The sequence below is a fragment of the Gammaproteobacteria bacterium genome, assembly GCA_013151035.1.
Lineage (GTDB): Bacteria > Pseudomonadota > Gammaproteobacteria > JAADJB01 > JAADJB01 > JAADJB01.
Genome location: JAADJB010000008.1, coordinates 60,400 through 86,581, shown reverse-complemented (window position 1 = coordinate 86,581; position 26,182 = coordinate 60,400). Strand labels below are relative to the sequence as shown.

Sequence of the window (26,182 nt, the reverse complement as noted above, 5' to 3'; positions counted from 1 at the left end):
TCTCTCTCTATTCCTTCAACTCATCATCAACTCAAGAGATAGGAATTGATCTTCTCTAACAGAGACCGATGCCCGCAGGGATGCGGGCATCGAGCCACCATGGATGGTTTCACGGCGTGTCTCTGTTAGAGAAGATCGATTCCTGTCTCGGTCTCACCAGACGTATTCACAGCGTGTCTGTGATAAGAACAAGCAACCAATCTCTCGGATTCAGTAATTTTCAACCACAACGTAAACGCCGATGAGCAATACTAGGGAAATTATTACGTGTATTACTCAACAGCTCCGATGAGATCGGCGCACAGATCACACCCGAGCCATGTGGCAACCGTTCCAGTATTGAACCCCAGGGATCTACAATCATCGAATCTCCATAGGTCTCTCTACCATTAATGTGATAACCACCCTGCGCCGCAGCGGCAACATAACATTGATTCTCAATCGCTCGACAGCGCACCAGAGGCTCCCAGTGAGACTTACCGGTATAAGCTGTAAATGCAGAAGGCATAAGCAAAAGCTCCATACCCTGATCAATCATCGAGCGATAAAGTTCGGGGAAACGCAGGTCATAGCACACCGCCATACCAATTTTACCCAACGGAGTATCAACCACCACCACCGTATCACCCGGTTCAATGGTCTCTGACTCATTATAGTGCTCATCAGTACCAGTAACATGCACATCAAATAAATGCATCTTGTCATATCGAGCCTGCACCTCACCGTGATCATCATAGAGCAAAAAACTGGCTCTAACCTTATTGGCATTATTGGTCTTTATCGGTATCGTGCCAGCGGCAATCCATATCTTGTTGCGCACCGCTTGCTGCGCCAGAAAATTCTGGATAACTCCATCACCATAGGTCTCAGAAACGGCAATTTTGTCAACCTCCTGCATACCCATAAAGGCAAAGTTCTCAGGCAATAAAACCAACTTCGCACCTTGCTCTGCCGCTATAACAATAAGACGTTCCGCCTCAAACAGATTAGCATCCAGATTGGGGCCGGAGGACATTTGTACGCACGCGATCATACTCACTGTACTTCACCTTTTATTTGTATATGCAATAAATCCTGACTCACTCCACCAGGAAGGAGTTCAATGTAATCACTCGGCACACCCAGAGCAATTAACCAGGAACGCAGCTCATAAGCCCACAGACTGCCCTCTTCACCACCTGGATGATTAATCTCCAGTCGGAGCCCTTTGTTTTCATCAAAACGATGAACAGCCGCAGCAATAATCTTGATCTTTGAGACCAGTGCACCAGTACGCGGGCGATCCCATTGTTCACCTGATATAACCCATAGCTCTTCTGCATGAGCCACATTAATGGCCAACAACATCAAACAAACCACCAACAGCTTCTTCATCATACTATTTCTATCGATTAACACCATATCCCTCACGTTTCTTTTCCACCCGATTAACCTGTGGTTGATCCCAATTACCGGTAACGGTATATTCAGAATCACCTAATTTATTTAAACCATCAAAGGATGAGCTAAATAACTTGTCTGCCAGATAAAGTGCTGCACCGATACCAGGACCACCGGCAATTATGCCTAACAAAGGCAGACTTGAACTCAAATGAGGTCTAACCGTTACATTCAAGTCATAGTCCTTATCCGATAATCCGGTACGACCAAATAGCTGAATTTCCGCAACCGGACCATCAACAACAAAGTTACTAGTATAGGCACTTCCATTCCATAAAGACAAATGTCCTTTTATACGATCAAAGACAAAACCCTCACGTAGAAAATCATCAAAATCCAGGGTAAAACGTCGAGGGATTGTACTAAAGTTCAACAGTCCCAGGATCTTCCCCATACCGGTATTGACATTAAGAAGCCGTCCCTTTTTTACATGCAGATCAAGTTCACCATTCACCGCTTGAATACTAAAATTTTGTGGGGTATCGTTCCAGTTTAATTCAATATTTGCAGTCATATCACCGTTACGCACATAATTCTTAATAGCAAATAAATGCAATAGTTTTTCCAGACTGGAATCACGTATCGTCATTGATAACTGTGTCTTGCTAATATTATCCTTTACGCGCCAGTCACCCGACATTTCCATGTTCAACCAATCGGATGATAACACTGAATCATTCATAACCAGGGCATTATCACCCTGTTGCAAAACACACTGAAACTCCCCAAGTAATAACTCACGAAAATATAGCTTTCGAACCTGTATATCGGTAGGGGGTACATCCCCAGGTTGCAGGTCTATAGCTTCTGATATATCACTTTCTGTACGTTCTGTTGCAACAGGATTAAGCACCATACGATCAAGCTTGACCAATAAGGGATGTTGTTGATCAATCAATGAAGGCACACGGATAATTCCGGACAAATCATCCCCCGCCAACTTGATATTCCAGCCATCGTCCTGATCAATCACCACACGGGTATCATTAAAGTGATATTGAGAGACACCCATTCCCGCCAGATTCAGATCAACAAATAGCGAACGGGAAATATCCTGTCCTGAGCGATCAATTCTTTCCAGAGCCGTTAACCAGGCACTGACATTCAGATAATCGAGTTCACCCGATACAGTAATGGCATACTGATCGGATACCCGTGCAGGTTGTTCACCAAAAGCGATCGCCAAACGTTTCCAGGCTGCCGCGTTATTGTCACCACCTAGTTCCAGTTGAGCAGAAAACAACCCGTTATACGACATATCTATCATCTTACTCTGACCAGAAGCAGATAAACGTGTCTTTAATTCAAGCCACCCTGTTTCATCTTTCTTTTTCGACAGTGGATACGGCAGATCAATGGATAGCCCCTGCAAATCCGATGACAAACTCAATTCCACAGGTAAACCTGTGGTCTTGGTACTGGTTGGCATATCCATACGCAATAACCATTGACTAAGCCCAGCACTATGGTTTATCAAAAAAGCCGCCTGCTGTTGCACCTTCTTTCGCACATCAACCTTTCCCTGTATCTCTATACGGGTAAATATATCCTCACCTTGTGGCAAGGCATTCATCGAAATTTGTACCGGATCTCCAAATAAATGCCCCTGCAGGTTCCGTGCATATAACGTACTACCATCAAATGAGAATCGTCCTTTCAATTCATCCACGGATAGATCCCAATCAGGCAACAACAAACGATTACCTTCCAGATCAACATCGCCATTCACCCGATAGTCACCGCTATTTAATGCCAGTGGAATTCCCAGCCGCAAATTTAATTGAGCATCACCCACACCATTAAAACCGCCAACTCCCGAGGTATAGGAACCACCGACAGGACTCTCCTTAACAAACCGCATCATACGATCAAAAGAACCTGTTGCCGTTCCATCCACCGTCAGATAGGCTCGTTTGAGATTATCAATACTCACTTTTACCTGACTTAATTGAACACCCAGAATGGTTCCCTTATGACCATGAATTATCATCGACTGATTTAGAAAGAGCACTTCAGCCTGTAACGCGTGAATATCTTTCCAGCCCTTTTTATAATCCAAAATACCATCTTTAACATCAAAACGAACTTCAAGACGGCCATCGTTATGATGAAAAGGGAAATCCTTCAGATCGCCATAAAACAACATCCCCCCCTGTGTCACACGACCACTCACCAAAGCCTTGTCAAGCCACTTAACAGCACCTGCGGGCATGATCCCTGCGGGCAAATAGGGTTCGACATGTTCAATATCCCCATTGCCATAATTGACCTGCATATCCATATGAGCACGCTTCTCATCCAGCGGTATAGCCAGATGCAATCGAGTCTTGGTTTGAATATGTGAATTACCGACCTCAAAGTCCTCTGCCAACAAGGTCAACACCTTATCCTGATAGTCCCATTCCAGGGAACCATTGACACGATCAAGAACCAGTGGCCAACGAAATATTTTCGGTGCATCAAAACTCGAACCCTCACCCGTAATGGATACTGTGCCTGTCTCCATATCGCCTTTAATAAGCAGATCCAGCCCATCAACTCCAGGAATCTTGTTCCAGCTATGCATTGAAAATGCATTAATTTGTGCATCAATATCAAAGCCACTAATAACCGCTTCCTGATTGGTGGATAGATCCATTTGCAGATCATCCACCACACCCTGCAACGCAAGACCATGAACCATATCATCAATATTTTCAGGCAGCAGCCCGGTGGATGCCATCAATTGTGACAACCAGGAAAAATCAATACCCTGCATCCCCATTCGGTAATGCATTTGATCAGCATTATCCATCGTTGCTTGCAGACTTAAACCATGATCAACAAAATTTTCATCAGGAGTCATGGGTATAAAACCATTGATATCAAGCAACCATCCCTCACCCTGACGTAACCACTGGAACACGCCTGTAACCTTGTCCTGTTCTGCAATCCCCTGCCCCAATACACGACTAATCTGCCCATCCTGAATAGTTATCCAGCTTGCCAGATGTTTAGCAAAATAGTGATTTGAAGCATTATTATCCGAATCCAGAAAATAGAAAGGCTGTAGATCCTCGGTCTCAACATACACTGAACCCAACCACGAACCCCGATCATGGATGGTGCCATTAAGATCCATCTGCATACGCACACTGGAGGCCAATGCCTTACCGGGCTGGAATGAAACTTCCATTTGATGAATATGATTATGATTATGAAGCGATAAACCAATATTGTTCAGCTCCATCACATCCGCGCCCTTAGCTAACCAGGACAGGCGACTATCATTAACGTGTATGTTGGGAAGAGAGAATATTGCCGATAGCGCATCGAAGGAAGACTGCTGTGGAATAATACCTTGCACATGAATCGTGCCATCGGTGGTGCGTTCAACAAAGGCACTCATCCCGTTAATGATTAACCCATTCAACTGCAATGTGCGCTTACTCAGCGAACTGGGCCAGTCAACGGACAGGCGCAGCTCCTGAATAATAAAAGGGTGTTCATCATGCGCGGTTGTTAACTGAATATCATACACCACCAGGCCGGGATATAAGCCTTGCCAGTCACCACGAATCAGACCCAGGCTTATCGGTTGTTGCAATATCTGCTGTACCGCCGTCTCGATTTTTTGATGAAACAGATTAAGCGAAGATAACGCCAGGCGGGTCAGCCCCATCATCACGGCAACGACCACAATAAAGACCGAGATACTATAAATCAGCTTATGCAGGCATGCCTGTAATTTCATTAGATCGGAACCACATCATATTGTTCCTGCGTATACAAGGCCTCGACCTGAAACCTCACCGGTTTACCAATAAATGATTCTAGTTCTGACAGACTGGTTGATTCCTCATCCAGGATACGATCCACTACATCCTGTGAAGCCAACACTAATAATTGCTCGGTATCAAATTGCCTCGCCTCGCGCAGAATCTCACGAAAGATCTCATAACATACGGTTTCAGCAGTACGCAAGGTGCCCCTACCGTCACAGGTAGGACAGCTTTCACATAATATATGACCAAGACTTTCACGCGTACGCTTACGTGTCATCTGCACCAGACCCAGATTGGACACCTCACTAATCTTGCTTTTGGCGTGATCTTTTTCCAACGTCTTTTCCAGTGCCCGTAGCACCTGACGCTTGTGTTCTTCCTGCGACATATCGATAAAATCAATAATAATAATGCCACCAAGATTACGTAATCGGAGTTGCCTTACCAGTGCCTGAGCCGCCTCCAGATTAGTCTTGAAGATCGTCTCTTCCTGGTTTCTGTGTCCGACATAGGCACCCGTATTAACATCAATGGTGGTCATTGCCTCAGTCTGATCAATAATCAGATAACCACCTGACTTTAACTGCACCTTCTGATTCAATGCCTTTTGTATCTCATCCTCAACCCCATATAGATCAAAGATCGGACGCTCGCCCGGATAATATTCCAGCAAGCCGGATAACTCTGGAATAAATTCGTCAATAAAACCCTTAACCTTATGGAAGGTCTCACGCGAATCAATACGAACTTTTTCAATATCCGAGGTAAAACGATCACGCAACACCTTAAGCATTAAGGGTAGATCCTCATAGACACCGGTACCTGCGGGTGCATCAGTCATCTTTGCCTGCATCGATTCCCATTGCTTACGGAGAAAACGCATATCGGCCTGTAGTGCCTTCTCACTGGCACCTTCGGCAACGGTACGAATAATGTAACCACCATCCTCTGCGGCAGAGGCATTGATAGTAGAAACATATTCTTTTAGACGTTTACGTTCGTCCTCATCATCAATACGTAGTGAGACACCCACATTTTTACCCCCCGGCATAAAGACAAGGTAACGTGAGGGGATGGTAATATTGGTTGTCAGACGGGCACCCTTGGTTCCCATTGGATCTTTGATCACCTGCACTAACACATGATCACCATCATGCAGCAAATAGTTAATCGATTCCTGCTTGTTCTCCGGCTGATGACCTAACATATCAGCAACATGCAAGAAGGCCGTTCTTTCCAGCCCAATATCAATAAATGCCGCCTGCATACCGGGCAGGACGCGCTTCACCTTACCCTTATAAATATTACTCACTAGACCGCGATTACGCGCACGTTCAATAAAGACTTCCTGTAACATGCCATTTTCAACAACCGCTACACGGGTCTCACTGGGCGTTACATTAATCAGTAATTCCTCACTCATAATAGTTATTCTCGATGATAAGGATGCCCCGTCAATACACTCCATGCGCGATACAATTGTTCAGCAAGGACAACACGCACCAACGGATGTGGTAAGGTTAATTTTGATAGTGACCATTTTTGATTAGCGCGTGCAACGCAGTCCTGAGACAGACCATCCGGACCACCGACCAGCAATATTGTATTCCTGCCGCTGTGTTGCCAGTCTTCCATTTGTTTAGAGAGTTCGAGTGTTGACCACTGTTTACCCCCTACCTCCAGGGCAATAACATGACAATCCCGTGGGATCGCATTAATAATACGTTCCCCTTCTTCACGAATAATGGTATTGATATCAGAAGATTTTGTTCTGCGTCCAGGTGCAATTTCTGTCAGCTTCAGCGCACAATGCGCGGGCATACGTCGTGCATATTCATTCCAGCCCTGATTAACCCAGTCCGGCATACGGTTACCCACTGCCAACAGTTGAATCTGCACTAAGACAGCCCTGATAAATCAGTCAACAACCGCATCAACACTCCAGAGCTTCTCCAGACTATAGAATTCACGAACCTCTGGCTTCATCACATGCACGACAACATCACCCAGATCTACCAGCACCCATTCAGCCTCGCGTTCTCCCTCTGTGCCCAGTGGTTGCACACCCACCTTCTTGGCTTCCAGTGCGACCTGCTCAGCCAGACCCCGGACATGACGCGTTGAGGTGCCACTCACAATCACCATAATATCCGTAATAGAGGTCTTTTCCCGAACATCCAGCTCCAGTATATTCTGACCCTTCATCTCTTCCAAGGTATGAATCACCAAATCTCTTAATTCATCCGTACTCATTTCTTTACTCATTACTCATTAAATCCCACCATAATTGATCGGGATATTATAGCAAATTCAAGGGGTCAACGCACTTGAAATGCCTTTCTTCTTGTCATCCCCGCGTAGGCGGGTAGGGTGCGCACTGCGCACCAACACCTTTTGGTGCGTAATATGCACCCTACCCTTTAGGTATACAAACCCTGCGCTTGTATATATTCATACACGGTCTGCGGCAACAGGGTACTGACATCTTCACCGTGGGCAATTTTGTCCCGTATCTGTGTCGAGGATACATCGATCAAACCAAGATCCAGTGAGATAATCCGGCCCGATGGATGGCTTGATAAATCGGCCAGATCTTGACTCCAGCGTGAGGATAAGAAAGAAGACAGAACCTTGTTCTCTGATGCCTTATAACCCGGCCGGCCTAACACCAGGATATGGGCGTACTGAAACAGATCCTGCCAATGATGCCAACGATGCAAGGCACTCAGTGCATCCAGACCCATAATTAATACGATTGGATCAGCCGGATATTGCTGTCGCATAGAGGCCAGAGTGTCCACCATGTAAGAAGGGCCTGGACGGGATAATTCCCGATCATCCATAATCAAACCCGGTTGATCCTCAAGCGCCATCTCCAGCATAGAGCGACGTTGTTCCACCGATGCCTCCGTCGGCACACGATGAGGTGGACGCCCGCAAGGCAACAGACGCAACTCATCAACACCCAGAGCCACCCTGACCGCCTGCGCCATCTTCAGGTGCGCAAAATGAACCGGATCAAAGGTGCCACCAAAGACAGCAATCACCCGTATTATTTCCGAATATGCCCGTCACCCAACACGATATACTTCTGTGTTGTCAGCCCTTCCAGACCCACCGGACCACGCACATGCAGCTTATCGGTACTGATACCAATCTCGGCACCTAAGCCATACTCAAAACCATCAGCAAAACGGGTTGAGGCATTGACCATCACCGAGCTTGAATCAACCTCACGCAAGAAACGAGTGGCATGGCTGTAATCTTCAGTAATAATACTCTCGGTATGCAGGGAACTATGACGTGCAATATGATCCATCGCCTGATCCAGATCCTTCACGATACGAATCGATAATATTGGTGCCAGATATTCTGTATCCCAATCTTCATCCGTCGCCGCAATGATTGATGAATGAAAATTCATGGTCTGCTGACAACCACGCAACTCAACCCCGGCATCCACATAACGCTGAGCTAGGTCAGGCAACACCTGCGCCGCAATCCCCTCCGCCACCAGCAAAGTCTCCATGGTATTACAGGTGCCATAACGCTGAGTCTTGGCATTAAAAGCGACATTATTCGCCTTTTCAACATCAGCCTTATCATCAACAAATACATGACATACACCATGCAAGTGCTTGATAACAGGAATCTTTGATTCCTCAGTAATGCGCTCAATCAGCCCCTTTCCGCCACGAGGAATAATCACATCCACACAGGACTTCATCTTCAATAATTCACCCACCGCCGCACGATCCGTAGTATCAACCACCTGCACCGCCTCAACCGGCAGACCCGCCTGTTGCAGCCCGACATGGATACAAGCCGCAATCGCAGTATTGGAATGCAACGCCTCCGAACCACCGCGCAGGATAGCCACATTACCCGACTTAAGACACAGCCCCGCCGCATCCGCCGTCACATTAGGGCGTGACTCATAGATAATACCGATCACACCCAACGGCATACGCATCTTACCGACCTGTATACCAGAGGGACGATAGTTCAAATCCGTGATACCACCCACAGGATCAGGCAAAGTCGCAATTTGCCGTAGACCCTCAGCGATCCCCTGAATCCGCTCCTGGTTCAGTTCCAGCCGATCCAGTAAGGCAGCATCCAGCCCCTTATCCCTGCCCGCATCCATATCTTTCCGGTTCGCCTCCAGCAAGGACTCTGTTTGTGCCTCGATCTCATCCGCCATCACCAACAAGGCCTGATTCTTTGCCCCCGTATCAGCCCGCGCCATCAAACGCGCACTACGACGTGCCTTCAGCCCAAGATCACGCATATACTCAACAATATCAGACATAATATACCTTTAAAATCAATTAATTACACAACACAGTTAAACCAAACTATTAAACATCATCGCATCGAGCTATCATTCCCACGCAGAGCATGGGAACGAGAAACACAACATACCTAAACCAAATCATTACTGGTCTCGTATAACTACAAGGGTATGGGTTAGCTGTCTTTATCAAAGACCGTTGCCCGCATGGACGCGGGCATCGAGCCACCAGGGATGGTTTCACGGCGTGTCTTTGATAAAGACAGCTAACCTATACCCAGAACGAACAAAAGCGCGATTCATGTCTCGAACTAAGCAAACGCATTTTTTCCAAACAAAGGCCGAACACTAAACGACAAACACAATTGTACCAGCTCATCCCATTCCCTGCCCACTGCCCGCCCCTTGATCACCTGATCAATACGCGCACAATGAACCAGCATATTACGCCACCGCAATGCTGGATGCCGCGACACCGCCTTTGCCAACAGCACCTTATGTTGCGCTGGACACCACAGATTGTGTTGCCGCATCGCCGCTTCCAGATTAAGTCCCGAGTTGGCATCCAGCAATACACGAATCTCGCGTGCCAGCGCCCATAACACCACCGGAGCCGCCACACCCTCTGCCCGCAACCCCGTCAATACACGGATACAACGTGCCGCATCGCCACCCAGAGCGTAGTCCACCAGATCAAAGACATTAAAACGCGCACTATCCGATACCGAGGCAATGACCTCATCGACATCCAGCTCAACCGGGCCATACAGTAACAATAACTTTTCAATTTCCTGATTACAGGCCAGCAGATTACCTTCACCTTGCTCGGCCAGCACCTGCACCGCCTGAGGGGTCGGCTTTAAACCACGATCAAACATCCGACGACGCAGCCATTCAAGCAACTGATTCCCTTGCAGTGACCACACTGGAACTACGGCTGCTACGGCATTAAGCGCCTTCATCCAGCGTGTATTTTTAACCTTGCTATCCAGCTTACCCGAGATAATCAACAACAAGGTATCTTCAACAGGACGTTCGGCGTAGGCACGCAGGGCATCACCCCCCGCTCGACCGGGCTTACCCCCCGGCATACGCAACTCAATAATCTTGCGCTCGGCGAATAGCGACATACTGTTCGCTTCTGCCATAAGACTATTCCAGTCAAAACTGGCATCCACATCCAGCACATCGCGGGTCAGATAACCTTGTTCCCTGGCCGCCGCACGAATGGTATCACCCGCCTCCGTCAACAGCAGAGCATCTTCCCCATGAATAAAAAATATGGGAGGCAGCTCCTTGCTGGCAAATGAATCTAATTGATCGAGAGAAACTTGCACGAAATAATACCCGAACTACAAAGCGCCGAGACGTAACATGATTAAACGCAGCAGGTCATCCCGCATCGCCGCGATCAGACCCTGTTCCTCATCCTTTTTGGCCATGATATTATTTTTATCAAAGATGTATTCCTGATTAACCGAGACTGTCTGCGGTTCCAGCAACACCTCACCGTCAGCATCCAGTAAAGAAAACCTGAACTGATAACGTAGCTCATATTCAAGTGCCTTACCCAATCGACTTAACACCGGGACACGTTGATCCACCTGATCACTCAGTAGATTAAATATCACTCGCGCCTGCGCCCTGTCGGTGACCACGCGCACACCATTCCGCTGTAATATGGAACGCAGACCCAGCACCATCGGAGCACGCTGATCAGCGGCCTGAATATAGATATCATTAATACGTTCAGAGAGATCAACCTTACCGCGCAGGTGATAACTACAGGCTGTGATCAGACTCATCACCAGTCCCCATAGCAACCAGTGAGATATCGTATTTATAGTTGGCTTCATTATCTACCCACCCATCTTTACACTACAATATTAACCAGACGACCCGGCACCACAATCAACTTACGAATCGTTTTATCCTCAACAAAGCGTTGCACATTAACATCCGCCAGGGCAATCTCCTCGACTACCTGTTTTGATGCATCCGCCGCCACCGAGACCCTGGCACGCACTTTACCATTCACTTGTACCACCATCTCTATCGTATCTTGCACCAATGCCGACTCATCCACCTCAGGCCAGACAGCGGCAAGTACATCATCACCATAGGCTAGTTGCCCCCATAGCTGGTGTGCCAGATGCGGGGTGATCGGGGACAACAAGGTAATCAATATACCCAAACCTTCTTTGGCAAGCGCAACATCCGCGGCCGATGAATCAGTTTTGATCTTCGCCAGCGCATTCATCATCTTCATACAGGCAGAGACTACGGTATTGAAATGATACTTATCAAAATCAAATCGCGCCTGTTGCAAAGTAACATGAATATCACGGCGTAAATCCGTCTGCTGTGTATCCAGCTCATTCCAGTCAGGATGACTACCCGCTTTATTCTGTGCAACAATCCCGGACTGGTACTGATGTGCAAAGGCCCAAACTTTTTTCAAAAAACGAGAGGCCCCTTCTACGCCCGCATCATGCCATTCCAGTGACTGTTCTGGTGGTGCTGCAAACATGGTAAACAGACGCACCGTATCGGCACCATACTGTTTGATCAAGTCCTGAGGATCAACCGTATTGCCCTTGGACTTGGACATCTTGACACCATCCTTCAATACCATACCTTGGGTCAACAGGCTTTTGAACGGCTCATCACTATCGAGCAAACCTTCATCACGCAATAATTTGTGATAAAAACGCGCGTATAGCAGGTGCAGGATGGCATGTTCAATCCCACCAACATATTGATCTACTGGCAACCAGTGGTTCGCCCGTTCATCCAGCATCGCATCGGCATTATCCTTACAGGCATAACGCGCGTAATACCAGGAAGACTCCATAAAGGTATCGAAGGTATCAGTCTCGCGTGCCGCATCAGCACCACAGGAGGGACAGGCGACATGGATAAAATCAGAGTGTCCATTGAGTGGAGAGCTAATACCGTTAAGCTCAACCTGTTCCGGTAGAATCACAGGCAGATCCGCCTCCGGTACAGGAACCGAACCACAATCCGGGCAATTAATAATCGGGATCGGTGCGCCCCAGTAACGCTGCCTCGATACCCCCCAGTCACGCAGACGATAATTGACCGTCTTACCACCCTTGCCCTGCTCCTGTAAATAGCTATCCAGTGCGGCAAAAGCCTGATCAAACCCCAGACCATTAAACTCACCCGAGTTGATCAGAATACCCTTACCCGTATAGGCGGCCTTTTTAAGGTCAACCTCATCGTCGTTCTCAGCCTGGATCACCTGCTGCACAGGAATTTTGTATTCTTTGGCAAATTCCCAGTCACGTTGATCGTGTGCGGGCACAGCCATCACCGCACCCTCACCATAACCCATCAGAACAAAATTAGCGGCATAGATTGGCACGCGATTACCCGTCACCGGATGTATTGCCAGCAGACCGGTATCCACGCCTTTTTTCTCCGCCTTTTCCATCGCCGCCTCAGTCGTATCCATACATCGGCATTCCTCAACAAACGTCTTTAATACAGGTCTTGTCGTTGCTGCTTCTATGGCCAGAGGATGTTGCGGAGCCACCGCCACATAGCTCACACCCATCAAGGTATCCGGACGTGTGGTAAAGACCTTCAGTGGCACATCACTGCCCGCAATAGAGAAATGCACTTCCATGCCCTCAGAACGCCCGATCCAGTTCTTCTGCATAGTCCGCACACGCTCGGGCCAGTCGGGTAGATGATCCAGCCCGGCCAACAACTCCTCGGCATAATCCGTGATCTTCATAAACCACTGCGGGATCTCACGACGCTCCACCTTGTTATCACAACGCCAGCAACAACCATCAATAACCTGCTCATTCGCCAGCACTGTCATATCATGTGCACACCAGTTTACCGGTGCCGTTTTTTTATAAACCAGACCCTTTTTAAATAAACGTGTGAATAGCCACTGTTCCCAACGATAATATTGTGGATTACAGGTCGCAATCTCACGGCTCCAGTCATAACCAAAACCCAGCCGTTGTAACTGCCCACGCATATAATCAATATTCTCGTAGGTCCATTTGGCAGGGGGCACATTATTCTTGATCGCCGCATTCTCAGCGGGTAGCCCAAAGGCATCCCAGCCCATCGGCTGCATCACGTTCTTACCCAGCATACGTTGATAACGGGAGATCACATCACCAATGGTATAATTACGCACATGCCCCATGTGCAAGCGACCACTGGGATAAGGAAACATGGAGAGACAATAAAACTTCTCGCGATCATCCTCAACACTACTAAAGGTCGCATTGTCCAGCCAGTATTTTTGTGCCGCCTGTTCAATTTCAGCAGGCAGGTATTGCTCATCCATCAAAATTCGTACTCGTATCTAGTCAAAGAAAAAAGGAAAGGCAAGGATACCGTACTGCGACCCTCTATAACAGCAAAATAGCACTTCACAAGTGACAAAAAATAGACCAAACTGAACACATAGACATATTAAACAAGGAGGATCGCCATGAATGATAAAAACACCGAATCCAGCCATAGTAATAAACTGATCCACGCCTATGAGCAAATGATGAAGCGCGTTCATAAGCTGATCAACGAGACCGAAGAACACACCCTGCCCCGGATTGAGGAGCATATCGACCAGGCACGGGAAAAAATGGTTGAGCTGGGCGAATTAACTCAAGAAGAGGCGGACAAGATTGCCGGCTATCTAAAGCGTGATTTTCAGGAAGTTGGGAGCTTTCTGGTCGAGACCGGCAAGGAGATTGATGACTGGTTCAGCCTGGATGTCGCCCTGATCGAACAACACCTGCTCGACCTGTTCCTGTCTGTCGCCGACAAGAGCCGCCTGGAACTGATGCAGTTCAAACAGGATATCAAGATGGGCACCCCTTATCACACGGGTGAGATCACTGGTCCCGGCGTGCTGATCTGTCACTCCTGTGGTAAAGAGATGCACTTTCATAAGGCCGGACATATCCCACCTTGCCCAGCTTGTCACCACACCGAGTTTGTGCGTAAACAAACGGGGTAAGGTCTCCTCAATGGTGCGTGGTACACACCCTACCGTCTGTCACCTAACCTTCTTCATGCCGAAAAGCCTGAACAGTGGGCTTGTCGCGCAACCCAACAAAATCAGCCCCACCAACACCAACACAGGGATATTCCCCCAGATAACAAAGGGGGTTGCCCCACTGCGCGGCTGTAACTGTCCATCCAACACATAGACCTCAAACTGTGGCGCACGCGCTACAACCCTGCCCCGTTCATCAATAATCGCCGTAATCCCGGTATTGGTTGCACGCAACACCCAACGTCCCGCCTCCAGCGCACGCATACGCACCATCTCCAGATGTTGATGCGGGGCAGATGAATCTGCAAACCAGGCATCATTACTCACATTCACTAACAAGGCCGCCTCGGGCAGATCGCTCAGACGTTCCGTTTCAAAGATCGCTTCGTAACAAATCGACACACTCACCGGTAAACCTGCGGCCTGAATCAATGGTTGTGAGACCCCGCCCCGACTGAAGTCTCCCATCTCGATATCCATAAAATGTAATAAGGTGCCAAGCCATTGCCGCAGAGGTAGATATTCACCAAAGGGCACTAGATGATTTTTGTAGTAAGTGCCTTGCCCCTGACCCAGTGCCACAACGGCATTAAAATAGTCCCATCGTTGTTGATCCAGCACCGGGACACCCACTAGAAAACTGGTACCAGAGTTCTTGCCGAGACGATCCAGTTCAGCAATCACTGAAGATTCAAGCTGATGATAAAAGGCCGGGATGGCAGTCTCTGGCCATACGATAATGTCACTATCCAGATGTCCCAGACTCATCTCAAGATATTGATTGATAAATTCCCCACGTAATGATGGATTCCATTTATCATTCTGATCAACATTGCCCTGCACCAGACTCACCGCTATCGGTTCACCCAAGGCCTGCGTCCATTGCACTTCATCGAACAATAAGGCAGGCAGCCAAATCAAGGCGAAAATCAGCCCGCCCATTAACACAGCACGACGACCCACCACCAGCACCCAGGTCAACACCCCTGCCTGCATCACCAATAAAAGAGACAGACCATAGACCCCGACAATCGGTGCATACATCGCTAGCGCGGTATCAATCTGCGTATAACCCAGGGTCAACCAGGGGAAACCAGTAAACAACCAGCCCTTAGTCCACTCCATTAATAACCAGACAGCCGGCATCAACAGTACCAGTCGAAGGCCGGGCATAACCGGCTTGAAACGTACCACCAACCAGGCAAAGATAGCCGGATATAATGCCAACAGAGCCGCCATGGCAAAGGTCACTGCCACACTGAGAAAGATACCGACATGTCCATAAAAATGGATACTGATATAAACCCAGTACAGACCGGCACCAAACAGACCCAGACCAAAACACCAACCGCGCACAAAAGCCTGCCGAGCCGAGCATGACTCCAACAGATAGAAAAACAGTGCCAGCGCAGGCAACACCAGCAGACCGTATGAATAAGGCGCAAAGGCCAATGGGATTAGCAGGCCGCTAAACAGTGCCAACAGGTTTTTTACAGGTTCACGCTGAGACAAAAGGATATCCATCACACAATTATATGACAGACCCACGCGAAATTGACAAACAATCGATATCAGCTAGACTTTTACTGGAAGATGGATCTCATATAAAAAACGAATAATCAAGGGGATATCCCAATGACACGCAAATATCATCACCTAATAAATACCGTTACAGGTTTCTGTCTTTTTATCTTGTCCACAGTCACATCAGCGGCATTACTCGGGCCATCGCCCTATCTGAGTTCAGGTGACAGCCCCTTTTCCGGAGAGACTTTCTCCTGGTTTTATCTGGAAGACTTCGAAGACCAGCAACTGAACACCCCTGGGCTCAGCGTTAATCAAGGTATCATTTATAAAGGGCCTTCCGGTGATTCAGTCGATATAGACAATGGCGTCATTAACGGTAACGGTGGCAATGCCACCAGTATTTACGACCCAACGAGTATGACCTTTACATTTGACACCAATATTCTTGGTGGTTTTCCAACCCGAGCCGGCCTGGTATGGACCGATGGCACACCGAATAGCCTGGTTGATTTTGAGGCATTTGATCAAAATGGAGCCTCTCTGGGTGTCTTGACAGCTACTTTAGGTGATTACAGTTTTAATGGAACGACAGCTGAGGATCGCTTTCTCGGCGTAAGCAATGCAGGCGGTATATCAAAGATATTCATTTCGGATAGAGGGAGCGTCAACAACATAGAAGTTGATCACATACAATATGGTTTAGCAATTGTACCCCTGCCCGCAAGCGCCTGGCTTTTGATCTCGGGTTTAATCGGGCTGTTTGGAATCAGAAAAAACCGCAATCAAATGTAATTCACCAACATCTTCTCCGCCCAATCAGGTAATGGCTTCACATGCTTCTGCAACTGCCCTGCAAACAGCGATGCCACGGATAAAAATGGCTGGCTGTGTAATGAATTATCATAAAATACCGCCCGGTTAACCAGAGGCAATGCATCACTAACATAGGACATTGTTCTTGGGATACGACTAATAATCTTATCCATAGGCACATTATGCCCACCCTGTTTCACACGTTGCATAACACGCGCCTGGTTCAATTCATCTGTTTGTAGATGGATATAAACCAAAATAATCTCATAGCCCAATGATTTTGCTTGTGCTAAAAAATCAATCTTTGATGGATGAGAGAAAACCGTTTCAAAACAAAAACTGACACCTGATTGTAATAAATCCGTTCGTAGTTTTTCAGCTAGCCTTGCTGCCTTATAACTAATCGCTTCGCTATTCTCAGCATCAAGTTGCCGGGCAAGTATATCGGCATTGATAAAGGGTAATTCCGTTGTTGCCAAAAACTGTTGGTAGAAGGTTGATTTACCTGCTCCGTTACCACCCGCTAATAACCAAAGCTGTTTATCCACATTCATTCAGGGATAAATAAACCACTATTGAAACGTCCCGCAAGGCGTTGCCCATCGGGCATAACCTGATCCAGCAACCCTGGTTGGGTTTTACTCACCTCATAATACAAGCCACCCTGTGTAATCTGCTGACCCAGTAAACCCGATGCACTGGCTTTATCAACCACATCGAAAACATGATCAGGATTTACCGGCTGTAAGTCAGGTATCTCAATATGCACCTGTGCAATCCCCTGCATCAATGCCAGCATATTTGCGGGTGATACCGAAGGAGCTACACGTCTGCCTAGCTCGGCCCAAAACTCAACCTGCTTGGCTGTTGAGCGATTCATTAAAGAACCCTCCGCCTCGGCATCCTTAAAAAGACGGTCATTTACCCTGAGTGGAGTCGACATCAGTACACCTCGCTACAATACGACCTATATTGTAGCATATTGCTACATAAATACAAAATACCGATATTAAGCCTTATATCCCCTGAAACCTGACATCAATGTCTGAAAGGTTTTAGGCTGATATTGATTAAAACCTTCCTCATCAACAAATACATAATCATAATGAATAACCGATTGTGCTTTGTTAACATCGACACACCACTCGCGTAATCGCTCCATCTTAAGGGGTACATCAAGATCCTCAAGCCCCTTGGTTTCTACAATAATTACTGAGCTTGAAGAGCACTTAACAATAAAGTCAGGATAATAATTTGAAATATTGCCATCGGCATTAACGTAATCAATCTGAAAATGTACAGCCAGATAGTTTTTTACGTAAGAAATAATATCTTCACAACCTTCAAGAAAGGCGGCAAATTGCAGCTCCAGATGACTATCACCGATAATCTTGTTAAAGATACTTTTGTTAGGAATAAGGTAGCCCTGTTCCTTAACCACAAATGGGCGGGTCTTCCTTAACTTGATATAATCCTTGATCTCCGCATCACCTTTATCTCGAACCGTAAGCGCATTAATCTGCTTCTTAAAGGTCTCAACCAGTGTTTTGCTCGCCTCTAACTCCGATAGATTACGCAGGGTGTTCATACTATCAAGATCAATCTCTGTTTCGAACAAGTCATTCTGAATAAAGGATTTCACCCTTCCATATAACGCATCATAACCACTGACCAGGCGTAAATCCTTCATGATAATTTGAGCAAAATAACCAATAACAGAGCGATAATCCGTCACCACACAGGAATCCAGCAAGGTCGTATGACTGATCTCATTACTGGTCACATACTTGAACACAATCTCTCGCATATCTTCTTCACTAAAGGATCTATATTTCACCTTCTTGTAGTCAAAGCAACTGACATCCAGATCCTCAAGGTTTTTGTACTCTCGATAGATTCTTGCTGTTAATACCGGAATCTCAATATCAAGCAGTTCAATATCCTTACTGGTATTTTCATTATCCACCTCAACAATAATCGGTGTTTTTGGTTTAGTGCCCTCACCCATAGCCTTATGCTCAAGTTCCACACCTTCAGACTGAATAGACTCAACAAAGTCCATAAAGGCATCGGTACCGACGACACTGACATATTCTTCCACCTCATTGCCGGGATACATTCTGCGCAGCCCGCGTCCCAAGGTCTGCTCTGGCAGAATATTGCTTTTGGCTCCATAAGCACGCAGACCCACAATGGTGGTGACATTCCTGACATCCCAACCCTCTTTCAACATCAGCACGGAAACGATAGCCTTGTAGGGACTCTCCCAGCTATCAATCGCATTGGACTGTTTGCGTAATAGTTCCAGCTCCTCTTTTTTCTTGCCACTAGCAGCCTCGCTGACCTCACCATTATTCCTGGTATGAATGACCAGCACTGCATCTTTTAGCTCAGGATAGGTAGTCTCAAGATACTCAGCAACATCATCACAATTTTTGGTGTCATCTGTCATCACAAAGAGGATAGCCTTCTTCTCCAGTTTTTTATGCTCACCGTATGCCTTACGCCATTCCTCAACCCCCAGATGCAAATAATCTGCGTATTTCTCGGTATAACGCGAGCTTTGTCGCTCAGACAATTTAGTACGGCTGGCAGAATCAGGCAACACAGGGTGTTTCACCACATTCTGCGCAATGGCCTCAACCAAGGGATAATCAGATACTGTCTGCACAAAGATAGCCCCATTATTGTGCTTGGGTGTTGCAGTCACATCAATTTGCAGTGAAAGAGAACGATCTTTATGCTGCAAACGATGATGAATATCCTCAATTGACTTAAACCAGGCTAAACGACTGTCATGGATATGATGTGCCTCATCATTCAGCACGACCAGCTCATCAATATCCCTGACAATATCCCCCAGATCAACCTTTGAATCAGTGGTCTTTCCAACCGGCCTCTTACCTAAAAAGTAATCCATGGTATCGTCATCATCCGCCGATGGTTCGATATCATTACCTGAATAAACCCGATGAATATTGGTTAGGAAGATATTGCCAATCTTTCGGGTAATATTGACCTCATCCTGAATATGCAGGGTCAGTTGAAAATCATCACGCCAGTTGTAACCTTCATAACCATTATCGGGCAGCACAGGGTCTTCGAAGAAGATACGCAGGCCATCAAAATCCGTACGAATACGATCCAGCACAATGATATTCGGAGTAATCAACAGAAAGTTACGCGCCAGTTCAGAATCATCTTCATACATCTTATGAAAATAACTCCATGCGAGGATCAAACTCATTACCTTGGTCTTACCCGAACCTGTAGCCATCTTGATTACAAAGCGCCGCCATGCCTCATCAAACATACCCGCTGATACCGCACCGGATGAATCAAACCGGATCAGATCATATTTATCCTTTACCTTGACCACATCATAAAGATAAACCACCGTTTCCACTGCCTCGCGTTGGGCAAAGTAATACTGAAACGTGGACATAGAACCATCGGACTTTGGCATTAGATGCTCACGCTCAAACCACCAGTTCAAAAGATGAATGCTAGTAGGGGACGCACCCTCATAACCTGTCTCACGCCATAACTGAACCTTCCTGCGTAACTTATGTACCAGTGGTGGTAATAATTTCTCATAAGAGGATTCACGCAGGGCTTCATCAGCAGGAAACCAGCGAATATCCGGTTCAAGAATAACATGGGGCGAATCCGGAAAATCAGGATGCAGAGCCATTATTGACCTCCCTATAAAAAAGAAATCTGATTATCAATCGGAGGGTAAAATACCCCGATAATTACAAACGGATTTTTAGCCCAACCATGGAATTGCCTGGTTGTACCCAAAAATAAAAACAAATCCTTATTAGAAAACTCATCGATATATTTTTTTCGCACCAGTTCTAGTGCTTCACTTTCATTATTTCCTGTCTGTTTCAAACAATTCCAGTACAACATGCCTATTTCCCAGTCTTCAATCATCAATTTACTTTGCTTTCCCTTGCAATCCTCAAATCGATATGAAAACTTGTACGGCAATTTATCAACAATTAAAAATTCTTTTTTTAACTCCTCTTCTGTCTGAAACAAGGATAATTGCTTAGCTTTGGCTTTAAGAAGATCCAAACTTTCACTACTCCATTCACGGTCAACTTCTTCTATCACCAAATCCAGTATTTTAGTTGGCTTGAAAACAGCCATTGAAAGCTCATTATTACTAGCCTTCTCAATAAGATCATCCAAATCTAAATAAGTCTTATTCTTGCCAAAGACTATATTTTTTCGTTCGAGCCATCCCTGTTTTGTATCTACAGGATCACCGACTATTTTTACTTGATCAATATCAATTACCCTGTAACTTTCTGGACGAGGATCACTCTCATTTTTAATAAGCGGCAATTCCATCCATTGATATTTTTTGTATCTTTTTTCATAATCCAGCTTTCTAAATGGCAATGGATAAATACGAACCCAACTTCCATCATCAAGGATACCTGCTGTACAAACCAGTTCGGCATATTTTTTTGAAAGTGTTGGGTATGTTTTAACAGTTATAAATACTTTTCGCATCCTGCTCATATATGACGCACCCTGATATTACTCTTATTCTCCAAATAGTCAGTAACACAGTGACGGTGACAAGAATGATGTTCCTTTTCATAACAGGTCAGTGCAATTCTTTGATGCTCATTGAGTAAACTTTTCAGTAATTGCAAACTCCCCATCTTTTGAGGCAATGTCCGCACATAAGCCCTGAAAAGTTTTTTGTAATCCTCTTCCGAATTTAATTCCTGACGCATATCCGACCGTATTCCAAGATCAGGTATGTGTAAATAATTAACACCCAATTTTGGCAGTAGCCGGCTAAGGACACCCTTGGAAAAACCAAACTTCCGACTTAACGGATTTTTACGAACATCACATAATAAGCGCACATCACTTTTAAGCAATTGATTAACATAAGACTCAAACGAAAGCCCCTCATAACCAATGGTATAAATGACTTTATCTTTACCAATTAACTTATTTCTTTCTGCACTAACCTTCCTGTATGATATTTCATCCAGTATCTCAGTAGCAATCTTGCTACGCGTAGCATAATAAGGATAGCGTTCATATACATAAGTAACCAGTTTTCGACCACGGTATTCTTTAAATTGTTTTGTAAATTGATTAATCACATCCAGCTCACCACTTTTTAAACAATCACCTGGTTTCGCAAGTAAATTAATACTCTTTGAATTCTCCTCCAACCAACCCAATGATCCCAGCAACTCAATATCAGACTGTGCCTGAAAAGAATAACAGCCATAGTGGTAGGGAACAAAATCGTAATACGAAAACCCTGCTTCTTTTTGTGACAAAAATAGTAATTTCTGAAAATCCATTTTCGACAAGCAACCTCCTGCCATTTCCAACAATAACAACAAAAAACGCTGTCGATAGAATTTAGGAGTCTTTAGCGCTGTCATATTGTCACCTCAATAATCTTCATCGTATCATTACCAAAGATATCCACCACCTTCACAGCCACCTTCCGACGACCCGGCATACACTCCATAAACGCACTTTTCAGTTCCAGCGAGCGGTCTTTTTTGGTACGGAAGGATTGCCACTCATTCTCAAACACATAATCACCCGTCCAGACTGCCTCGGTCTCACCACTCTCCTCATTCCTGACCCGAAGAATCTCTTGCTTGGATTCAAAATCAAAATCCACCGACCAGTAATCAATCCAGTCCGTCCATACCTTGGTCAAGACCTCACGAGTGATAATACCATCCTTATCCTTGCTGATCTTGACCACCAGACCCTGATCCACAATCACCTTCGATTTCCTGTTTTTCAGGCTGGTATCGGCACTTGCTGCATCCTGGGAATAAAATACTGAGAAATCAGTTAGTTCAATGGCAATCTGGTGCTTATTCTTGCCCTTACCCAGGTGCGGCTTCACCTCAATAAACGACACATCATGGAATACCACCTGGTTCTTCTCGATTGCCCGCTTATCAAATACATCACGTGGGATGTATTTCATCGCAAGATCGATTCCCTTACCCTTCGCCTCTTCCTGAATATTGGGAAACAGCCCCATCTCAAACTCAAAACCCAGGATATCCACCTTGGTAATATGCTTCTGTCGACACTCCAGAATAACCTCTTCGACAAACAAACGCGTCACCGGCAGATTAACCGGCCCCACTGCCACCAGTCTGCCTGCCTTCTTACCCTGAAAGCTATTAAACTGATTTACTGCCTCAGCACGATAGGCATGGAGGATAAGATTCAGGAAATCCTTCTCTTTGGCCTCCAGTTGTTGTTGCTTTTCCTCTTCGCGCAGATCAGGATTAATGCCAATATAGTGCTGGCGTTCATATTTACCCAGATTAAGAATCTCGAAAGCGCGCCAGCTTTTGTCCTCAGCCTTTAGTTGACGCTGTACGCCGATCATACGCTTACGGGTGGTATGGATGGCGAATTTTCCGAGATCGGAGACGATCCATTTGCGACCCAGCTTTTCGGCAACGGCGGCAGTGGTACCAGAGCCACAAAAGAAATCAGCAATGATGTCGCCTTCATTAGAGGAGGCTTTGATGATGCGTTCTAACAGAGCTTCGGGTTTTTGGGTTGCATAACCAGTAGACTCTATTGCCTGAGAATTGACTGGTGGTATATTTATCCATAAAGTATCAATCAATACACCTTTGATATCACGAAGATAAATTTTATATCGATATTTCCCCCCTTTTGTAACAATCAATCTACCTTCTTTCTTTAATCTTTCAAATGTTTCTTTTGAATATGTGGCTAACTCGGCATCCTTGTATCTTCCTCGTTGATCAGATTGACGAAATCTTTTTTCTATTTCTTCTTTTGGATATTCCCCATATATTGGATGAAATAATGGGCTTTCATTTTTAGAAAAAACCAAAATTGTATCGTGATCCGCACTGAATTTTTTTGCTCTTGCTTTACTGCTACTAGGTGATTGCCTTTTCCAAACAACCTCATTCCTAAAATATTTCTTCCCAAACACCTCATCCAAGACCAATCGAATATAACTATTCACCCGCCAATCACAATGCACATAGATACTGCCATCCTCTGCCAATAGATCGCGCATCAACACTAGCCGTTCATAGATCATACTAATAAATGAATCCGCCCCCTTGCCCCAGGTATCCCGATAGGCAATCTCCTCCAGTACATTGGGTTTTTTGGTCAGCGTCTCACCACCGATCTCAATATCCATACTGAAATCCGCCCCCACATCAAACGGTGGGTCAATGTAGATCAGCTTAATACCACCCTGCGCCTCAATCTCCTCTCGCAACGGCCCATTTTTCAGGGACGACAAGATCAACTTGTTATCACCCCAGATTAACTTGTTGTTCCAGCCAGTAACCTGCCGACCTGTCTGTATATCAAACAAATCCGATTGCAATTCAACAACCGCTTCCGCCCGAGGCTCATCCACCTGCTCAATCACCTGGAACGGTAACACCACATTACAGACATCACCACTCTTGCCATTCCACACCAGCTCGACTTCTTTCTTGTCCTCGAACAGCAAAAACCGATACTTCTCCGGCAACGGCTTACCCGTCTCAAGATGACGATTGATATCCCTGATCTCGTTATCAGTCAGCTTCATTGTATTCCTTTATAGATTATTATCAGGCTGTTATATTTTTCATGGCATCCTGGACATTGTCTTTTCAAGATTACTAAAACAATCGCATCCACGTATTTTTGATGCTTCTTTATCTTACTCATTTCTTGATACTGGATTTAGCACTTTTAACGCACCTTCTTCATATGTAAGAAGAATAATACCACCAAGTGATCTTGCGTTTTCAAGTTGCCCTTTTATATTTTTATTTAGCACCCCAAAATCAAGCTCTTCAAGAAATGAGAAGAATTCCTCGATCGCATTTTGGTATTCTGCTTGTGATATATCATCTTGTAATAAATATTTAATTCGGTAACCCGGCAGCAAGTCCGTCATTATTGAGAATATTGGAGAATATTTATCTAGTGACAATATTTTTCCTTTGGTGCTTACCCGATTATATTTAACGGCTCTATCTTGACCAAAAAAGTGTTCCCACAGTGTAACTATATATTTTTTAAAAAGGTGGTAATGTTCCTTCCCCATCTCCTTTAGAAACCCGTCGAAATATGATTTCCCGATAAAAACAATTACTGCTGTAGGCACCAGCCATTCAACTCCTGCATATGAATCTACTTCTCTAGCTTCTGATTTTATATCTAAACCTGTGATCGCAATTGCTGATTCAAAACCAGCGACCATTTCTTCAGGTATATCCGTTGTGTAACTAATACCTATTTGAAAATCAGAAGTTACGTTATTCATTATTTACCTACGTCAAAACCCACTAGAAACATAATATTTTTAATAGGCAGCACGTGACTTTTTGCACGACTGGCGTGTGGAACAAGCGAAGTTGATTTTTCTTGTTAAATCTTTGAATTATTTTAAAATGGTATGGACTCATCTTCTTTTTCTTCTTCCATATTTTTTTCCCATTTACTTTTTTCTGGATATTTTATTTCACCATTATTTTTTAACCAACCAAAAACAAATGAAGTGTTCCAGCCATGCTCGGAATATTGCGTACTTTCTATATTAAGCATTACCCAACTTAATTGTAAGTAGGCATTTGCTTTTTCCTTGCTATCTGTATAAGCGACTTCAGATATATTTTGATAATCTATTTTTTCACCCATTTCATTTTCCTTTTGTAGCCTAACGACTAGCTCAGCGGGAATTGACAGAGAGGGAGGCTTGGCGTAGCCAAACGAACCTCGATGTCAATTGTCCGCCTGGAACTTCTTGTTAGCATTTTATTGCCTGGTATATTGCGACGAGAGCATTGAGTATCAACCCTATACCCGCTAACCATAAACCTATTACTGTATAAGTACTGGTTCTTTTGAGCCACCTATTTTCTTCTTCTCGTTTTTGAATTTCAATTGCAGCCGGAAAAAGCATAGATTTACGATATGGAATAAAAAAACAACTATAGCCTCGATCTTGGGAAAAAAGTATCGTATCTTCACCTTTAGCTACAGGAGAGACTCCTTCGTCCCATACTCCCATGTGACATTGTAATGTATGCCATCCTCTATCATAACCTACTGGATTGTTTTTTAGTGATTCACGCAATTCTTGCTTCAAAGAAAATTTTAATTCACACCCTGAATTTTCTTCACGGTATGAATCGCATAAGAAATGACAGTTTAAACAATTTTTCATCATAATTTTTTAATACTAACAGTCACATAACCAAATATCATACTTCCTCTAATTCA

The 26,182-nt window shown here is 45.3% G+C and carries 23 protein-coding genes; 2 read left to right on the top strand and 21 right to left on the bottom strand.

All coding sequences use genetic code 11. The features are described 5' to 3' along the window. Positions 1-220 precede the first annotated feature (220 nt). From GXP22_01100 to GXP22_01050, 11 genes are all read right to left on the bottom strand, one after another. Positions 221-1,039 (bottom strand): carbon-nitrogen hydrolase family protein, encoded by an 819-nt coding sequence (locus tag GXP22_01100; protein ID NOX08083.1) that lies wholly within the window; start codon positions 1,037-1,039, stop codon positions 221-223. Beyond that, on the bottom strand, positions 1,036-1,377 hold the full coding sequence (locus tag GXP22_01095) for a hypothetical protein (protein NOX08082.1): 342 nt from the start codon (positions 1,375-1,377) through the stop codon (positions 1,036-1,038). The genes GXP22_01100 and GXP22_01095 overlap by 4 nt, the downstream gene beginning before the upstream one ends. 7 nt (positions 1,378-1,384) lie before the next feature. Next, positions 1,385-5,173, bottom strand: coding sequence for a TIGR02099 family protein (locus GXP22_01090; GenBank protein ID NOX08081.1), 3,789 nt, complete (start codon positions 5,171-5,173; stop codon positions 1,385-1,387). Continuing rightward, positions 5,173-6,627, bottom strand: a complete 1,455-nt coding sequence (gene rng / locus GXP22_01085) for a ribonuclease G (protein ID NOX08080.1) — start codon at positions 6,625-6,627, stop codon at positions 5,173-5,175. The genes GXP22_01090 and rng overlap by 1 nt, the downstream gene beginning before the upstream one ends. A 5-nt stretch (positions 6,628-6,632) precedes the next feature. Continuing rightward, entirely contained in the window at positions 6,633-7,103 is a 471-nt protein-coding gene (gene rlmH / locus GXP22_01080; GenBank protein ID NOX08079.1) for a 23S rRNA (pseudouridine(1915)-N(3))-methyltransferase RlmH, read from the bottom strand. A gap of 18 nt (positions 7,104-7,121) precedes the next feature. Next, complete coding sequence (gene rsfS, locus GXP22_01075; GenBank protein NOX08078.1) at positions 7,122-7,457, bottom strand: ribosome silencing factor; 336 nt, start codon at positions 7,455-7,457, stop codon at positions 7,122-7,124. A gap of 167 nt (positions 7,458-7,624) precedes the next feature. Next, entirely contained in the window at positions 7,625-8,251 is a 627-nt protein-coding gene (gene nadD, locus GXP22_01070) for a nicotinate-nucleotide adenylyltransferase (GenBank protein ID NOX08077.1), read from the bottom strand. A 5-nt stretch (positions 8,252-8,256) separates the two neighbouring features. After that, positions 8,257-9,516: a glutamate-5-semialdehyde dehydrogenase gene (locus GXP22_01065; GenBank protein NOX08076.1), complete on the bottom strand. Its 1,260-nt coding sequence runs from the start codon at positions 9,514-9,516 to the stop codon at positions 8,257-8,259. A 293-nt stretch (positions 9,517-9,809) separates the two neighbouring features. Continuing rightward, a complete protein-coding gene (locus GXP22_01060; protein ID NOX08075.1) occupies positions 9,810-10,835 on the bottom strand; it encodes a DNA polymerase III subunit delta in 1,026 nt (341 codons plus the stop codon). 15 nt (positions 10,836-10,850) lie between these two features. Continuing rightward, complete coding sequence (locus GXP22_01055) at positions 10,851-11,354, bottom strand: hypothetical protein (protein ID NOX08074.1); 504 nt, start codon at positions 11,352-11,354, stop codon at positions 10,851-10,853. Positions 11,355-11,371: 17 nt separating this feature from the next. Beyond that, positions 11,372-13,834, bottom strand: a complete 2,463-nt coding sequence (locus tag GXP22_01050) for a leucine--tRNA ligase (GenBank protein NOX08073.1) — start codon at positions 13,832-13,834, stop codon at positions 11,372-11,374. 147 nt (positions 13,835-13,981) lie between these two features. On the opposite strand from GXP22_01050, the gene GXP22_01045 reads away from it, so the two are divergent. Next, the gene (locus GXP22_01045) at positions 13,982-14,509 is read left to right on the top strand and encodes a zinc ribbon-containing protein (protein ID NOX08072.1); all 528 of its coding nucleotides are present in this window, start codon (positions 13,982-13,984) and stop codon (positions 14,507-14,509) included. 39 nt (positions 14,510-14,548) lie between these two features. Here GXP22_01045 and lnt read toward each other — a convergent pair whose 3' ends face one another. Further along, positions 14,549-16,060 carry an apolipoprotein N-acyltransferase gene (lnt, locus tag GXP22_01040; protein ID NOX08071.1) on the bottom strand — a complete coding sequence of 504 codons (1,512 nt, stop codon included), beginning with the start codon at positions 16,058-16,060 and terminating at the stop codon, positions 14,549-14,551. Between the two features lie 180 nt (positions 16,061-16,240). On the opposite strand from lnt, the gene GXP22_01035 reads away from it, so the two are divergent. Then, the gene (locus tag GXP22_01035) at positions 16,241-16,867 is read left to right on the top strand and encodes a VPLPA-CTERM sorting domain-containing protein (GenBank protein ID NOX08070.1); all 627 of its coding nucleotides are present in this window, start codon (positions 16,241-16,243) and stop codon (positions 16,865-16,867) included. On the opposite strand, the gene GXP22_01030 is transcribed toward GXP22_01035, so the two are convergent. The 9 genes from GXP22_01030 to GXP22_00990 all read right to left on the bottom strand — a co-directional run bounded on the left by GXP22_01030 (position 16,858) and on the right by GXP22_00990 (position 26,129). Further along, positions 16,858-17,442: a dephospho-CoA kinase gene (locus GXP22_01030; GenBank protein NOX08069.1), complete on the bottom strand. Its 585-nt coding sequence runs from the start codon at positions 17,440-17,442 to the stop codon at positions 16,858-16,860. The two genes, GXP22_01035 and GXP22_01030, sit on opposite strands and share 10 nt — an antisense overlap. Next, complete coding sequence (locus GXP22_01025; GenBank protein ID NOX08068.1) at positions 17,439-17,831, bottom strand: hypothetical protein; 393 nt, start codon at positions 17,829-17,831, stop codon at positions 17,439-17,441. The genes GXP22_01030 and GXP22_01025 overlap by 4 nt, the downstream gene beginning before the upstream one ends. Positions 17,832-17,897: 66 nt before the next feature. Next, positions 17,898-20,582, bottom strand: a complete 2,685-nt coding sequence (locus GXP22_01020; GenBank protein NOX08067.1) for a DEAD/DEAH box helicase family protein — start codon at positions 20,580-20,582, stop codon at positions 17,898-17,900. A gap of 11 nt (positions 20,583-20,593) precedes the next feature. Beyond that, the gene (locus GXP22_01015; protein NOX08066.1) at positions 20,594-21,415 is read right to left on the bottom strand and encodes a hypothetical protein; all 822 of its coding nucleotides are present in this window, start codon (positions 21,413-21,415) and stop codon (positions 20,594-20,596) included. A 5-nt stretch (positions 21,416-21,420) separates the two neighbouring features. Further along, positions 21,421-22,317 (bottom strand): DUF488 domain-containing protein, encoded by an 897-nt coding sequence (locus GXP22_01010; protein NOX08065.1) that lies wholly within the window; start codon positions 22,315-22,317, stop codon positions 21,421-21,423. After that, positions 22,314-24,500 (bottom strand): site-specific DNA-methyltransferase, encoded by a 2,187-nt coding sequence (locus GXP22_01005; protein NOX08064.1) that lies wholly within the window; start codon positions 24,498-24,500, stop codon positions 22,314-22,316. Before GXP22_01005 ends, GXP22_01010 begins: the two co-directional genes overlap by 4 nt. A 114-nt stretch (positions 24,501-24,614) precedes the next feature. Then, the gene (locus GXP22_01000; GenBank protein NOX08063.1) at positions 24,615-25,223 is read right to left on the bottom strand and encodes a hypothetical protein; all 609 of its coding nucleotides are present in this window, start codon (positions 25,221-25,223) and stop codon (positions 24,615-24,617) included. 122 nt (positions 25,224-25,345) lie between these two features. Further along, on the bottom strand, positions 25,346-25,597 hold the full coding sequence (locus tag GXP22_00995) for a hypothetical protein (GenBank protein ID NOX08062.1): 252 nt from the start codon (positions 25,595-25,597) through the stop codon (positions 25,346-25,348). A gap of 109 nt (positions 25,598-25,706) precedes the next feature. Then, the gene (locus GXP22_00990) at positions 25,707-26,129 is read right to left on the bottom strand and encodes a hypothetical protein (GenBank protein ID NOX08061.1); all 423 of its coding nucleotides are present in this window, start codon (positions 26,127-26,129) and stop codon (positions 25,707-25,709) included. Positions 26,130-26,182: the final 53 nt, after the last annotated feature.